Here is a 15,301-nt window from a genome sequence, read left to right as displayed (position 1 = left end):
GTCTGAACGAAAAATGTTCAGGCCTTTCTTTTTTATGATATCATGAACTTGTATATATAAGTTAAAGGGGATAGTATGATGAAAACAGAAAAGGAAAAGATGATACTAGGAGAAATGTACATACCGGCTGATCCAGTTTTAGTACAAGAAAGAGAGCAAGCACGTATATTAACGAGAAAATTAAATGATACGCCAGAAGAGCAATTAAAAGAGCGTAGCGAAATCGTAAAAGAATTATTCGGAACGACAGGAGATAATATTCATCTTGAATCTTCTTTTAGATGTGATTACGGCTATAACATTCATGTCGGTGAAAATTTTTACGCGAACTTTGACTGTACGATTTTAGACGTATGCCCGGTAACAATCGGAGTGAACTGTATGTTAGCTCCAGGTGTTCACATTTATACAGCAACGCACCCACTTGATCCGGTAGAGCGTATAAGCGGATCAGAATACGGAAAACCAGTTACAATTGGCGATAACGTATGGATTGGCGGAAGAGCAATTATTAATCCAGGTGTAACAATTGGAGACAATGCGGTGATCGCATCTGGTGCTGTCGTAACGAAAGATGTGCCTAATAATGTAGTAGTTGGCGGGAATCCTGCAAAGATTATAAAAAAACTAAAATAATATTTGAACGAAGTGCCTTCCTCGTCTGTATACATTTATGAAAGAATAGATGAGGGAGGCTTTTTTATATCTAATAAATTACTCTTTGCGACGTTGTAAAGGATTGGAGAGAAGTGAAATTCCACCTCTATTTGACACGCCTATATAAATGATGGTATAAAGAAAAGTATATGAATAATTGAGCGTGGAAAGGGAGAAGTAGTGATCATTTCCCTGTTTTAGAGAGCTGATGGCCGGTGAAAATCAGCACATAGATGATCGCGAATTACGCCCCTAGAGCATCTTTTTTCGATTGAATTGTATTCAAAAGGGAAAAGACGGTGCTAAGCCGTTATGTAAATAAGGTGGTAGGCTTTTTTTTGCTTGCAACTAGGGTGGTAACGCGATAATCAAAATCGTCCCTTATTTGAAGGGGCGATTTTTTTATGTTTTCAACCTTCACGCCAGTAATGAACTTAAAGGAGAGTATGTAGGATATGGGTATTTTACAAGATCTTGAATTTCGCGGTCTAATTAATCAGCAAACAGATGCTGAGGGCCTTGAGCAATTATTAGAAAAAGAAAGCGTTAAATTATACTGTGGTTTCGACCCGACAGCAGATAGCTTACACATTGGTCATATGTTACCAGTATTAATGTTACGTCGTTTCCAATTAGCTGGTCACCAACCAATCGCACTTGTTGGCGGTGGTACTGGTATGATCGGTGACCCAAGTGGTAAAAAAGCAGAGCGTACATTAAATACGAAAGATACAGTTGCTTACTACACAGAAAGCATTAAAAACCAACTTTCAAACTTCTTAGAGTTCGAAAACGTGGACAACCCAGCAACAATGGCTAACAACTATGACTGGCTTGGTAACTTAGATGTCATTTCATTCTTACGCGATATCGGTAAAAACTTCGGTTTAAACTATATGTTAGCAAAAGATACAGTAGCATCTCGTTTAGAAACTGGTATTTCATTTACTGAGTTTAGTTATATGATTTTACAATCATACGACTTCCTAAACTTATACCAACACCATAAGTGCCGCCTACAAATCGGTGGTAGTGACCAATGGGGTAACATTACAGCTGGTCTTGAATTAATCCGTAAATCAGAAGAAGATGCGAAAGCATTCGGTTTAACAATTCCACTTGTTACTAAATCTGACGGTACGAAGTTTGGTAAAACAGAAGGCGGCGCAATTTGGTTAGACCCAGAGAAAACAACTCCTTACGAGTTCTACCAATTCTGGATTAACACAGATGACCGTGATGTTGTTAAATACTTAAAATACTTTACATTCTTATCTCATGAAGAAATTCTTGAGCTTGAGAAACAAGTAGCTGAAGCACCAGAAAAACGTGCAGCACAAAAAGCATTAGGTGCAGAAATGACAAAACTTGTTCACGGCGAAGAAGCATTAGAGCAAGCGATTAAAATTTCAGCTGCATTATTCAGCGGTTCTGTAGCAGAACTAACTGCAAGCGAAATCGAGCAAGGATTCAAAGACGTACCATCTGTAGAACGTACTGCAGAAGATACAGTATTAATCGACTTACTTGTAGAAAGCAAAATCTCTCCATCAAAACGTCAAGCACGTGAAGATGTAACAAACGGCGCAATCTACGTAAACGGTGAGCGTACACAAGCATTAGACTACGTTGTAACAGAAAAAGACCGCATCGAAGGTAAATTCACAATCATTCGCCGCGGTAAAAAGAAATATTTCTTAATTCGTTACTAATCCGAAACGAATATAAACAAATAGTACCCCGAATTGTAGGCTGAAAAGTTTATGATTCGGGGTTTTTATGTATGGATTTAAAACGCCACATCTTTTCTTTTGAATAGAATATAAAGAATTAATATGAGCATATAAAGTAAACTCACTAGCATAACGATAAATGCTGTTGGATAAAATTTTGCTGCATATATAAAGAAGTCGATTTGATAAATATCTTCGTAATTTGAAACGGTACCTTTAAAGTAATTCGTAAATTTAGCGCTATATTTCCATTCATCAGGATCATCTATTAAATTACTTCCCTGATACCAATTAATAAGTGCGGAAGTAATAAATAGCATAAATGAACTTCCGAGTTGAACCATTTGATTTATTGTCAAAAAGAATCCACCTCCCATTTTATGGTTATTATAGCGTGCATTCATATGCTTGTAACCATTTTGTTGTAATCTCCTTTTCGAGTTCATACGGAAATCACATGTAAGCGGTATGATAAATGTATAACAACTAGAAAGGAGTGGTAAAACAAAATGTCACTAGAAGCGCTCATTATTTTTTCTTTGCTAAATGCGGGTCAGCTTGCAGAGAATTCGAAGGTGGATGTACATAAAGAGCAGAAAGATGCTTATGTATATGTTCAGAAAGAGGAAAATAAATAATTTTATTTTATATATAAACGAAAAAAGCCAATCCACAGGATTGGCTTTTTGTCATTAACGAGAGTAGAACTCTACGATTAATGCTTCGTTGATTTCAGCTGGTAACTCAGCACGCTCAGCGTGACGAGTGTAAGTAGCTTCTAATTTGTCAGCATCGAAAGTTAAGTATTCTGGTACGAAGTTGTTAACTTCGATCGCTTCTTTAACAACAACAAGGTTGTTAGATTTTTCGCGAACGCTGATAGTTTGACCAGGTTTTACACGGTAAGATGGGATATCTACGCGAGCGCCATCAACCATGATGTGACCGTGGTTTACTAATTGGCGAGCTGCACGACGAGTGCGAGCTAAGCCCATACGGTAAACTAAGTTGTCAAGACGAGCTTCAAGAAGGATCATGAAGTTTTCGCCGTGCTTACCAGGCATTTTACCTGCTTGGTCAAATGTGCGACGGAATTGACGCTCAGTCATGCCGTACATGTGACGAAGTTTTTGTTTCTCTTGTAATTGTAAACCGTATTCTGAAAGTTTCTTACGTTGGTTAGGACCGTGAGGACCTGGTGCGTAAGGGCGTTTTTCTAATTCTTTTCCTGTGCCGCTTAGAGAGATTCCAAGACGACGAGACAGTTTCCAAGCTGGACCTGTATAACGAGCCATAGTTGACTCCTCCTTTAAAAATGTTTTTATTTACGTAAAATAAAAACAGACGTAATCGATATTTACGGGCATTTTGTTTTCATGTACCTTCGCTCCAGCAGCAGGGAGTTACGAGATACACCTCCGTAGAGGAACAAAATACAAACGATAAACTCACATTACAAGGCTGCCTTTTTATTTTACACAAACGCTATTATATCTTTTACCCAGAGTTTCGTCAAGCGAGTACGTTTTTGTTTTATGCATATAAATTTTGGAAATTAATATAAGAAGGAATTTAAAACAATATAGAAGAAGAGATAGAAACACAAATAAAACGCTTACATAAAATGAAGGAAAACGTTCATCAAATTTTTATGGATGAATATGCGGCAATAAAAACATAAGGGGGATGTTTTTATGAAAAAGAAGCATATGGAGACAGCGTTAATTCATTACGGTTATACACCTGAGGAACATAAAGGAAGTTTAACACCACCTTTATTTCAAACTTCTACATTTACATTTGAGACTGCGCAGCAAGGAGAGGCGAGTTTTGCGGGAGTGGATCCATCTTATATTTACTCACGGCTTGGAAATCCAACTGTGAAATTATTTGAAGAACGTATGGCGGTGTTAGAAGGAGGAGAAGAAGCACTTGCCTTCGGATCTGGTATGGCAGCTATTTCAGCAACGTTAATCGGTTTTCTAAAAGCTGGAGATCATATTATTTGTTCAAATGGATTATATGGATGCACGTACGGTTTTTTAGAAGTGTTAGAAGAAAAATTTATGATTACGCATTCGTTTTGTGATATGGAGACAGAGGTTGATATTGAAAATAAAATTCGCCCAAATACAAAGCTTATTTTCGTTGAAACACCGATTAATCCGACAATGAAATTAATTGATTTAAAACAAGTGATTCGGGTTGCAAAGCGAAATGGCTTACTTGTTATTGTTGATAATACATTTTGTTCACCTTATTTACAAAGACCGCTTGAGCTTGGCTGTGACGCTGTTGTGCATAGTGCGACAAAATATATTGGTGGTCACGGTGACGTTGTAGCGGGCGTAACAATTTGTAAAACGAAAGCATTAGCTGAAAAGATTCGCCCGATGCGAAAGGATATCGGCGGTATTATGGCACCGTTTGATGCGTGGTTATTATTACGCGGGTTAAAGACGTTAGCAGTAAGAATGGATCGTCATTGTGATAATGCAGAAAAAATTGTATCGTTCCTAAGAAAACATGATGCGGTAGAAGGTGTTTGGTATCCAGAAGGGGAGTTAGCATCTCGTCAAATGAAACGCGGGGGCGGTGTTATTTCTTTTTCAGTAAAAGGCGGAAAAGAAGAGACGCAAGCGTTTATTAATGATCTTCACTTTATTACAATTGCGGTGAGTTTAGGAGATACAGAAACGTTAATTCAGCATCCAGCAACGATGACGCACGCTGCGATTCCAGCTGAACTAAGAAAAGAAATGGGCATTTTCGATAATTTAATACGCTTATCAGTCGGTTTAGAATCGTGGGAGGATATCGTTTCTGATTTAGAGCAGGCATTAAAGAAAATATCTACTGTAAATCAATGAAAAAAGAGTGAGCTATCGGTTTTGTACAGGGCGTACTAAATCGATAACTCGCTCTTTTCTTTTTACATATGTTTTAGGAGTGTTTCCACAAACTTTTCTAAATAGCGCTGATCTACTTCATCAAAACGATTCTTTTCAGGACTATCAATGTCAAGTACACCAATGACAGCTCCTTCTTTCACAATCGGTACAACGATTTCTGAATTAGAAGCACTATCGCAAGCGATGTGACCTGGGAATTGGTGAACGTCTGCTACAAGCTGTGTTGTTTTCGTTTCAGCTGCTACGCCGCAAACGCCTCGTCCAAATGGAATGCGTACGCAAGCAGGCATTCCTTGGAACGGTCCAAGGACAAGCTGATTTCCTTCTGTTACGTAAAAGCCAACCCAATTAACGCGATCTAAAAATTGGTTTAATAATGCGGACGCATTTGATAAGTTTGCGACTACGTTTGATTCGCCAGTTAATAACGCATCCAGTTGTTTAATTACTGTCTCATATTGCTGCACGCGAGATCCTGCATAACTTTCTTTAGTAAACATGGAAACAGCTCCTTTTTTATCGAGATGTGTAAAATATTAGCAAAATACGATGTATTTCACATGACTTTGTCGATAGAAAATTAAAGGAATTTGTCTTAAAAGTCAAGAAATTTAAACTATAGCTGTTCAGTGAGGGGAAGTGAGCGCATGAAGCAGACGAAACAAAAAGTAATTGATGCGGCAATATCGTTGTTTAATACGAAAGGGTATGATGGAACATCGGTGCGAGACATTGCAAAGCGAGCGGATGTGAATGTAGCGAATATTTCATATTATTTTGCTGGGAAGCAAGGTTTATTAGAACAGCTTATTACTGATTTTTTAGAAGGATATATTCATGTGATTGAAATGTCGTTTGAACAGAGAGAGTATTTGTCGGCTAAAGATGTGATGGTGCAAATGGTGCGCGGGATTTTACGATATCAATTTGAAAATAGAGAACTAACACGTTTCTTCTACCGAGAGCTTTCGCTTGATACGACATTAATTCGTGAAGTGATGACCGTTTATTTTTCTAAAGAAAGATATTATATAGAACAAATGATTAGACAAGGACAAATGAAAAAAGAATTTCAGAAAGTATCATTTACAATGTTTATGACGCAATTAAAAGGTATGATAAATATGCCGTTTTTATATCCACAATATATATCAGAAGTACTGCATTCTTTCCCGTCTGAGACATTTTTCATAGAAATGTACACGAAAGAGATTGAGCAATGGATGGGACAAGCATTATGTAAGGCGAATATGTACCATGAATGGCCAAGAGCTGTTCATATGTGAAGAATCCCCACCTAACGAACTGAGGTGGGGATTTTTATGTTTACTTTTCTTTGCCATAAATTGTTACATAATAGCGCTATAATTGTTAATGCAGCTCCAGCGATTTCAATTTTATCGACTGTATAACCTCGAAAGATAGAACCGATCAGTGCAAGGATAGGAACTAAATTCATAAATAATATGCCGTTAATAGATGAAATATAGCGATTTCCCATATTCCAGCAAAATACAGCGATAACGCCTGCGATAATCGACATATAAAAGAGCTCAAAACGAACGCTCACAACTGTACGCAGTGACGGCATAGTAACTATATTTGTGTACGTTAAGAAAGTAACAATAACGATGAGTGAAATGGAGCCAAATAAACAAGTTAATGTCGTGTACCTAAGTGGTGACCAAGATTGAAAACGAGCACCCCCGTTTGTATAAATGACCCAGCAAGTAACGCCGCATAGCATCAATATATTTGTTGATAAGTGGCTTGCAGCTCCAAATAGTAATTCAATATTTCCTTTTGAAATGACAAGCATAACGCCAAGTAATGCAACGAACATACAAAGGAATGTATAGTTTTGTGGGCGGCGATTTTGGGTTATCCATTGCAGTGATAAGGCAATCAGTGGCATAAGGGATTGAATCATAGCTGCATGGATTGCTCCGGAAGGTCCGGCAAGTTGCTGTCCGTAGAAAACGAGAAAACCATACCCCGCGAAACCGACTGTCCCGTAAAAGAATAGAGAAAGTGTTCTTTTTTCTAAGCGGAGTGAAGTCTTTCCTTCAGTAATTAATAGCAAAATAAGAAAAATAATAGCTGCTGATCCATAGCGAAGCGTTGTGAAGAAGAATGGATCGATAAATTGCAGAGCACTTGCCATTACAGGAAACATAAATCCCCAGGCAGTGACGGCGAGTAAGCATAGAAAGGATCCGAGTAGCATTTGTTTTTTGTTCAAGAGTATCTTTCCCCTTTACATTTCGTTATAGTAAGTTGATGAAATAAGTATAAAGAGTAATTGTTTATAGGAGGAAATATCGATTTCTTATAACGGTTATAACTTTTTGTTAGAGGTGTGTACGATGGATTTGGAGGCAGTACGATCGTTTATTGAAGTGAAGCATACGCGAAGTTTATCAAAGGCAAGTAAGATTTTACATATATCACAACCAGCGCTTAGTAAACAAATTCAAAAGTTAGAAGCGGATTTAGAGGTTACTTTACTTAAACGTTCTGCGCAAGGAGTAGAGTTAACGGAGGCAGGAGAGTTATTTATAAAAAGAATGTTACCGATTTTGGAGCAAATAAATGAAGTGAAAACAGAAATGAGGGGGTATCAAGAGAACCGGAAGTTTTCAATTGGTATACTACCGAGTTTAGCGGAGCATTACATATCAGAATGTAAAAATATATTAGGTGATGAGTTCGAAGTGGAATGGCAAATCGGGCATACGGAAGTATTAAGAGATTTATTTAAAGCGCGGGAGATTGACGCGATGTTCATCGATTCAGTAGTAGAAGGTGCTACGTATATAAAAGAAGTGCAACAAGAGAAAATTGTTTGTGCCGTTTCAAATAATCATCCGTACAAAGAGAAGATAGTCATTCAAATAGAAGAGCTGCACAATGAAAAATTAATTGTATATCCAGAAATATGTGATGTAAGGAAAATGATTATGAACATGTTTCATGAAATAGGTGTAAAACCAACTATAGCTGTGGAAACATCTTACGCAGAACCGATGCTTGCAATGGTAAAAGCTGGCCTTGGTATCACGTTACTTCCAGAAAGGGCAGTAGAGCAGTCTGTAAGGCAAGGAAATGTACATGTAATTTCTGTTGAACCACCACTCATGCGGAAAATTTATTTCGTATCCCATACGAAAGATTGTTTGTTATTACAATCATTTGAGGATAGGGAGTGAGGTAGGCGGAATATTGAGAAAGATTACAATCACATTGAAAGAAACATGAAATTTTAAAAAAAACTAGGTCAAAAACAAACCATTACATGGTATGATTAGTACATTGTTAGTTGTTAAATATAGGGGAATTCCCTTTTTATACATAATGCCTTCCATTTCATAAACGGAACGGACAAAAAAAGAGATATAACTAGGAGGCTTTTTTGCATGGATTCTATCCTGACGATCGTTATCATTGTAGTAAGCTCTATTCTAGTGCTGCTCATGATAGAGCTTGTGATAAGAAATCGTTCATATAAAGATATTGAAGCACTGGAGCAGTGGAAACAAGAGATAAAAGATAAACCTGTGGCAGATGAACTAAAACGGGTAAAAGATTTAAACATGACGGGTCAAACAGAAGAACTGTTTGGTAAATGGCGTGAAGAATGGGATGAAATTGTATCAACAACCCTTCCGAAAGCTGACAAAGATTTAGCGCAAGCGCGAAAATTCGCCTCGCAATTCTCCTTCCGAAAAGCAAAGCATGCGATGAACGAATCCATAAGTGGTTTAGATGACGCTGATAATCGTATTACGGACATTTTAAATGAATTACAGCAATTGTTAGAAAGCCATGAGAAAAATAGCTCGGAAATTGAAGGGTTACGTGATACATATCGTAGTATGAAAAAGAGTGTTCTTGCTCATAGACATATGTATGGAGCAGCAGAGCAGAAAATCGAAGAGATGCTAGACGCTGAATCTGAGAAATTTAAAACCTTTGAAGAAGCAACAAACAATGGCGACTATTTAAAAGCGAGAGAAATTGTTATTAGTTTGGAAGAAGGTTTAGCAGATTTAGAAATCATTATTCACCAAATTCCAGATTTATTGGTAGAGTGTCAAGCGACGTTACCAGTTCAGCTGGAAGATTTATTACACGGACATAATGATATGGTAAGACAAGGTTATGTATTAGATTATTTGGAAGTCCCTAAAGAAGTTCGCGATATGACGAAACAACTACAAACATGTTTAATGGATATACAGGAGCTTCATATAACAGAAGCGGCTGAAAAAGTAGAAAATTTAAAAACACGTTTAGATGGCTTCTACGATCAATTGGAACAAGAAGTACATGCGAGACATTATGTGGAGCAAAAAACACTTTCTGTTTACGATGACTTAGAAGAAATGCGTATCGAAACGATTGAAACGAAAACAGAAACACAACTTGTGAAACAAAGCTATCAGTTACAAGATAAAGACATTGAGTCTCAAAAAGTAATTGAAAAGCAAATGCACATTTTAACGAAACGTTTTGAAATGCTACAATTACGCGTTGCAGAACAAGATATTGCCTTCTCTATTATTCGTGAAGAACTAGAAGAGGTTTATGAGCAATGTGAAACGTTAAAAGTACTTCATGCAGAATATAAAGAAATGCTGCAAGCGATGCGCAAAGAAGAATTTGAAGCACGTGAGAAGTTACAAGAAATGCGAAATACTATTTTCGAAACGAAACGCTTTATGCAAAAGTCGAATTTGCCAGGTCTTCCAGAGAGTATTATGGAAGATTTAAAAAGAGGGCAAATGGCAATGCAAGCTGTATATGAACAATTAGAAGTGAAGCCGTTAAATATGAACGCTGTAAATAGCAGTTTAGAAGAAGCATACACAACTGTGAACGGTGTGGCTGAAATGACAGAAGAGTTAATTGGACAAGCATATTTAGTGGAAAAATTAATTCAGTACGGTAACCGTTACCGTAGTCATGATGAAAACCTAGCAGAAAGTTTAAATTATGCTGAGAAATTATTCCGTGAATACCAATACGATGCAGCTTTAGAACAAGCGGCTTCAGTATTAGAGCAACTTGAACCTGGCGTTGTTCAAAAAATAGCTGAATATGTAGACAATGAACAAACCCTTTCATAAAAGGGTTTGTTTTTTTGTGTAATTTTGCAGACGATGTTGCTATAATGAATAGCGGAATACAGCAAGGTTATTCGTTTCAAAATAAAGTGAAACTGTAATCAGTAGGAGGATTCATCCCCATTGATTACTAGCCATCACCAATCGGGCATTTACGGACAGCCCGACTCCTACCTAACTTCTTTGCTCTAACTGGATTTTGAGGTGAGAGTCTTATTGCCCGTTCATGCGGGATAAAGTGAAACTGTAATAGGAGGGCATCCTCGACAATTATTAGCCTTCACCAATCGAGATAAAACGGAACCTTTGCGTAGTCTTAGCGTAATGACACGTATTTATGATATGATTATACGATGTGATAGCGCTGAAAGGGGAAGAACGATGATCTATTTTGATAATAGTGCGACGACGAAGCCATATCCAGAAGCTCTTCAATCGTACGTGACGGTTGCTGGGAAATATTTTGGTAATCCTTCTTCTATTCATTCGCTTGGAGGAGAGGCAGAGCGTCTATTAACACAATCAAGAACGATTGCAGCGCAGCTTCTTCGTGTTAAACCTTCTGAAATTATTTTCACATCAGGTGGAACAGAAGGGAATAACCTTGCGATTAAAGGGATAGCGATGAGGAATCGTTCGCGCGGCAAACATATCATTACAACAAATATTGAACACGCGTCTGTGTTTGAGGCATATAAGCAATTAGAAGAACTCGGGTTTGATGTAACATATTTACCGGTTAACGAGCATGGTGTTGTGTCGGTAGAAGATGTGAAACGAGCACTTCGTGAAGATACGATTCTTGTGTCAATTATTCATGTGAACAACGAAACTGGAGCAATTCAGCCCGTTGCTGAAATTGGAACGTTATTATCGAATCATCCGAAAATAAGATTCCATGTAGATCATGTACAAGGGATAGGGAAAGTACCGCTTGATTTATATGCGTCTCATATTGATCTTTGCTCAATATCTGGACATAAATTCCACAGTGTAAAAGGAACGGGTCTTCTATATGTACGCGATGGCGTAAGATTAGATCCGATTTTATCAGGTGGTCAACAAGAGCTTAAGTATCGCTCTGGTACAGAGAATTTACCTGGCATTGTAGCGATGGTGAAAGCACTTCGCATGACAATGGAACAAGTGAAAGAAAAGGTAGCTCATTTGCAAAGTTTACAAGCAGAGCTTGTTCGTTTCTTTAAAGAGATGGAAGATGTAACGATTAACACGTCGCTTGCATATGCAGCACCGCACATTTTAAATGTATCATTTGTTGGTTTAAAACCAGAAGTAGTCGTTCATGCTTTAGAAGAACACGGTGTATATGTGTCAACGAAATCTGCTTGTTCTTCAAAAGCAAATGAAGTGAGCAGAGTGTTAGTGTCAATGGGAGTGCCGCATGCAGCAGCTGCAAGCGCTATTCGTATTAGTTTGGCACCAGAAAACACAATGGAAGAAGTAAAACAATTTGAAGGTATTGTAAAAGAGACGATGCCAAAATTATATGAAGTGATGAGGTAAAGAAATTATGTTGAAATATGAATATATTTTAGTGCGTTACGGAGAAATGACGACAAAAGGTAAGAACCGTTCTAAGTTTGTAAGCACATTAAAAGATAACGTGAAGTTCAAACTGAAAAAATTCCCAAATATTAAAATCGATGCAACACACGATCGTATGTACATCCAGTTAAATGGTGAAGATCATGAAGCAGTCTCTGAAAGATTGAAGGATGTATTTGGTATTCATAAGTTTAACTTAGCGATGAAAGTACCATCAGAATTAGAAGACATTAAAGAAGGTGCATTAGCAGCTTTCTTACAAGTAAAAGGTGATGTGAAAACATTTAAAATTACTGTACACCGTTCTTATAAGCATTTCCCAATGAGAACGATGGAATTATTACCTGAGATTGGCGGACACATTCTAGAAAATACAGAAGATATTACAGTAGATGTTCATAATCCAGATGTAAATGTACGTGTAGAGATCCGCAGTGGCTATAGCTATATCATGTGCGATGAGCGTATGGGAGCTGGCGGTTTACCAGTTGGCGTTGGCGGAAAAGTAATGGTACTTCTTTCTGGTGGTATTGATAGCCCAGTAGCAGCTTACTTAACGATGAAACGCGGCGTATCTGTGGAAGCAGTTCACTTCCATAGTCCACCTTTCACAAGTGAGCGTGCAAAACAAAAAGTAATCGATTTAGCGCAAGAGTTAACGAAGTATTGTAAACGAGTAACGCTTCACCTTGTTCCGTTTACAGAAGTGCAAAAAACGATTAATAAAGAAATCCCATCTAGCTATTCAATGACGGTTATGCGCCGTATGATGATGCGTATTACAGAACGTATTGCTGAGGAGCGTAACGCACTTGCAATTACGACTGGTGAAAGTCTTGGACAAGTAGCAAGCCAAACGTTAGATAGTATGCATACGATTAACGAAGTAACAAACTACCCAGTTATTCGTCCGCTTATTACGATGGATAAATTAGAGATTATTAAAATCGCTGAAGAAATCGGCACGTATGATATTTCAATTCGTCCATATGAAGATTGCTGTACTGTATTCACACCAGCAAGCCCAGCGACGAAGCCGAAACGTGAAAAAGCAAATCGTTTTGAAGCGAAATACGATTTCACACCATTGATCGATGAAGCTGTAGCGAACAAAGAAACAATGGTATTACAAACGGTAGAAGTAGTGGCGGAAGAAGAAAAATTTGAAGAACTTTTCTAAAACCATAAATTACCATATCTAAAACGTGTATGAAGTCATGTTATTTATCACACTCTATACTCACAAGGAGGTGATATAACATGTCACGTAGCACAAATAAATTAGCGGTTCCTGGTGCTGAATCAGCATTAGACCAAATGAAATACGAAATCGCTCAAGAGTTTGGTGTTCAACTTGGAGCTGATGCAACAGCTCGCGCTAACGGTTCTGTTGGTGGTGAAATCACTAAACGTCTAGTTTCACTAGCTGAGCAACAATTAGGCGGTTACCAAAAATAATCCCATATGATGGCTTAGAAAGAGCGGGTTCTCCCGCTCTTTCTTTTTTTGTGTTGTGTCGCTATTTGTCGGTAAGTCGATGTAATTTCGTTTACTAATTCGACAGAACTGAAAAATTTGTCAAAAGAAGAGGGTTCAAAATTAACAGAAAATTCTTTATTATATAAAGGAGGCATAAAGAAAAGGGAGGATATTTTATGAAGCGAGAAGAATTGTTGGCGCCACCGTCTTATAATTTAGTTTCTGAAATAGAGAAATATACAGGTGATAAAGGGAAGTTAGCTTTAATTTGGCAAGATGATAAAGGGAATCGAAGGGAAGTTACATACGCTGAATTAATGCAAGGTGCGAATAAAATTGGAAACGCTTTTATAAAAAGTGGTTTGCAAAAAGGGGACAAGCTTCTCATTATGATGCCGCGTTTAATTGAAGCGTACATGACGTATATTGCTGCTATTAAAGCAGGATTTGTCGTAATTCCAAGCTCGGAAATGTTACGTAAAAAAGATATAGAATATCGAATTGGACATGGAGAAGTAAAAGCGATAGTAAGCTATGAGCCGTATATTAGGCAGTTTGATGATATAGAAGCGATGGAATCTCTTCGAAAATTTGTCCTGAGCGAGCAGTCAGTAGATGGATGGGTTAATTTAAAAACAGCGTTAGAAACAGAGAGTGACATGTTAGAAATGGCGAAGACAGATAAAGAAGATATGGTCTTTTTATCTTACACGTCAGGAACGACAGGAAATCCAAAAGGTGTCGTTCATACACATGCGTGGGCATACGCTCATTTACGTACGAGCGCTCCAAATTGGCTCGGAATTGAAGAGAATGATATTGTATGGGCAACAGCTAGTCCAGGCTGGCAAAAGTGGATTTGGAGCCCGTTTTTAGCAACTTTAGGATCAGGGGCAACAGGGTTTGTATATCACGGTAAGTTTGAACCGAAAACGTACCTAAACTTATTAGACGATAATAAGGTGAATGTACTTTGTTGTACACCGACTGAGTATAGATTAATGGCAAAGGTAGAAGATTTAAGCCACTACAATTTAGAGGCATTACATAGCGCTGTATCGGCAGGTGAGCCGTTAAATAGAGAAGTCATTGAAACGTTCAAAAAGCACTTTCATATTACAGTGAGAGACGGCTATGGGCAAACGGAAAATACATTACTTGTTGGTGTAATGAAAGGGATGGATATTAGACCAGGATCAATGGGGAAACCAACGCCAGGTAACCACGTCGATATCGTAAATGAGGAAGGTACTCCAGTTAAAGTAGGCGAAGTTGGTGATATTGCAGTTCACATTGAAACGCCGGCCCTCTTTAAACAATATTACAAAGATGATGAGCGTACAGCGATGCAATTCCGCGGTGATTATTATATTACAGGTGATAAAGCGAAGAAAGATGAAGACGGCTACTTCTGGTTTGAAGGGCGCGGCGATGATATCATTATTAGCTCTGGTTATACAATCGGGCCGTTTGAAGTAGAGGATGCACTTGTAAAACATCCTTACGTAAGAGAATGTGCAGTTGTCGCAAGTCCTGATGAAATTCGTGGAAGTGTCGTGAAGGCATTTATCGTATTAAGAGAGAATATAGAAAAGAACGAAGAAACACTAATTCCAACACTCCAACAACACGTCAAAGAACTCACTGCACCATATAAATACCCTCGCAAAATTGAATTTGTAGATGAACTACCAAAAACGATTTCTGGGAAAATTCGCCGTATTGAACTTAGAAAACAAGAGATGGAGATTCCGTCAAAATAATTTTGAAAACAGTGAAGTAAATAGTTGAATGAAATGTAAATCAATGATAAAATAAAAACGAACAC

The 15,301-nt window shown here is 37.9% G+C and carries 15 protein-coding genes and 1 other annotated feature; of the genes, 11 read left to right on the top strand and 4 right to left on the bottom strand.

What is annotated here, in order from left to right:
* Window positions 1-75 precede the first annotated feature (75 nt).
* Together ACTFN4_RS05710 and tyrS are read left to right on the top strand one after the other, a co-directional pair.
* Window positions 76-636, top strand: a complete 561-nt coding sequence (locus tag ACTFN4_RS05710) for a maltose acetyltransferase domain-containing protein (protein WP_002026426.1) — start codon at window positions 76-78, stop codon at window positions 634-636.
* Window positions 637-812: 176 nt separating this feature from the next.
* Window positions 813-1,042: a binding site (T-box leader), on the top strand.
* A gap of 70 nt (window positions 1,043-1,112) precedes the next feature.
* Entirely contained in the window at window positions 1,113-2,369 is a 1,257-nt protein-coding gene (gene tyrS / locus ACTFN4_RS05705) for a tyrosine--tRNA ligase (protein ID WP_439962116.1), read from the top strand.
* Between the two features lie 77 nt (window positions 2,370-2,446).
* Here tyrS and ACTFN4_RS05700 read toward each other — a convergent pair whose 3' ends face one another.
* The gene (locus ACTFN4_RS05700) at window positions 2,447-2,794 is read right to left on the bottom strand and encodes a YjdJ family protein (RefSeq protein ID WP_000994182.1); all 348 of its coding nucleotides are present in this window, start codon (window positions 2,792-2,794) and stop codon (window positions 2,447-2,449) included.
* A 105-nt stretch (window positions 2,795-2,899) separates the two neighbouring features.
* On the opposite strand from ACTFN4_RS05700, the gene ACTFN4_RS05695 reads away from it, so the two are divergent.
* A complete protein-coding gene (locus ACTFN4_RS05695) occupies window positions 2,900-3,028 on the top strand; it encodes a hypothetical protein (protein WP_000050944.1) in 129 nt (42 codons plus the stop codon).
* Between the two features lie 54 nt (window positions 3,029-3,082).
* Here ACTFN4_RS05695 and rpsD read toward each other — a convergent pair whose 3' ends face one another.
* Window positions 3,083-3,685, bottom strand: a complete 603-nt coding sequence (rpsD, locus tag ACTFN4_RS05690; protein ID WP_000135311.1) for a 30S ribosomal protein S4 — start codon at window positions 3,683-3,685, stop codon at window positions 3,083-3,085.
* A gap of 399 nt (window positions 3,686-4,084) precedes the next feature.
* Between rpsD and megL the strand changes: the two genes are divergently transcribed.
* Window positions 4,085-5,260, top strand: coding sequence for a methionine gamma-lyase (gene megL / locus ACTFN4_RS05685; protein WP_000726616.1), 1,176 nt, complete (start codon window positions 4,085-4,087; stop codon window positions 5,258-5,260).
* Between the two features lie 62 nt (window positions 5,261-5,322).
* On the opposite strand, the gene ACTFN4_RS05680 is transcribed toward megL, so the two are convergent.
* Window positions 5,323-5,802 carry a GAF domain-containing protein gene (locus ACTFN4_RS05680; RefSeq protein ID WP_000494340.1) on the bottom strand — a complete coding sequence of 160 codons (480 nt, stop codon included), beginning with the start codon at window positions 5,800-5,802 and terminating at the stop codon, window positions 5,323-5,325.
* Between the two features lie 147 nt (window positions 5,803-5,949).
* Here ACTFN4_RS05680 and refZ point away from each other — a divergent pair, with 147 nt between their 5' ends.
* The gene (gene refZ, locus ACTFN4_RS05675; protein ID WP_121868107.1) at window positions 5,950-6,588 is read left to right on the top strand and encodes a forespore capture DNA-binding protein RefZ; all 639 of its coding nucleotides are present in this window, start codon (window positions 5,950-5,952) and stop codon (window positions 6,586-6,588) included.
* 11 nt (window positions 6,589-6,599) lie between these two features.
* Here the strand turns inward: refZ and ACTFN4_RS05670 are convergent, their stop codons facing one another.
* Complete coding sequence (locus ACTFN4_RS05670) at window positions 6,600-7,544, bottom strand: DMT family transporter (RefSeq protein ID WP_061457762.1); 945 nt, start codon at window positions 7,542-7,544, stop codon at window positions 6,600-6,602.
* A 124-nt stretch (window positions 7,545-7,668) separates the two neighbouring features.
* On the opposite strand from ACTFN4_RS05670, the gene ACTFN4_RS05665 reads away from it, so the two are divergent.
* The 6 genes from ACTFN4_RS05665 (at window position 7,669) to mbcS (ending at window position 15,236) form a co-directional block, all read left to right on the top strand.
* Window positions 7,669-8,511 carry a LysR family transcriptional regulator gene (locus tag ACTFN4_RS05665; RefSeq protein ID WP_071740844.1) on the top strand — a complete coding sequence of 281 codons (843 nt, stop codon included), beginning with the start codon at window positions 7,669-7,671 and terminating at the stop codon, window positions 8,509-8,511.
* Between the two features lie 207 nt (window positions 8,512-8,718).
* On the top strand, window positions 8,719-10,431 hold the full coding sequence (ezrA, locus tag ACTFN4_RS05660) for a septation ring formation regulator EzrA (protein WP_000377303.1): 1,713 nt from the start codon (window positions 8,719-8,721) through the stop codon (window positions 10,429-10,431).
* A gap of 378 nt (window positions 10,432-10,809) precedes the next feature.
* Window positions 10,810-11,952, top strand: coding sequence for a cysteine desulfurase family protein (locus tag ACTFN4_RS05655; protein ID WP_000638992.1), 1,143 nt, complete (start codon window positions 10,810-10,812; stop codon window positions 11,950-11,952).
* Between the two features lie 7 nt (window positions 11,953-11,959).
* Window positions 11,960-13,174, top strand: a complete 1,215-nt coding sequence (gene thiI, locus ACTFN4_RS05650) for a tRNA uracil 4-sulfurtransferase ThiI (RefSeq protein WP_000922337.1) — start codon at window positions 11,960-11,962, stop codon at window positions 13,172-13,174.
* A gap of 80 nt (window positions 13,175-13,254) precedes the next feature.
* Window positions 13,255-13,452 carry an alpha/beta-type small acid-soluble spore protein gene (locus ACTFN4_RS05645; RefSeq protein ID WP_000091640.1) on the top strand — a complete coding sequence of 66 codons (198 nt, stop codon included), beginning with the start codon at window positions 13,255-13,257 and terminating at the stop codon, window positions 13,450-13,452.
* Window positions 13,453-13,649: 197 nt separating this feature from the next.
* Window positions 13,650-15,236: an acyl-CoA synthetase MbcS gene (gene mbcS, locus ACTFN4_RS05640; RefSeq protein WP_000817772.1), complete on the top strand. Its 1,587-nt coding sequence runs from the start codon at window positions 13,650-13,652 to the stop codon at window positions 15,234-15,236.
* Window positions 15,237-15,301 lie beyond the last annotated feature (65 nt).

This window comes from Bacillus cereus group sp. MYBK95-2 (genome assembly GCF_051915225.1).
GTDB classification, from domain to species: domain Bacteria; phylum Bacillota; class Bacilli; order Bacillales; family Bacillaceae_G; genus Bacillus_A; species Bacillus_A cereus.
This window is presented reverse-complemented; position numbering and strand designations above follow the sequence as displayed.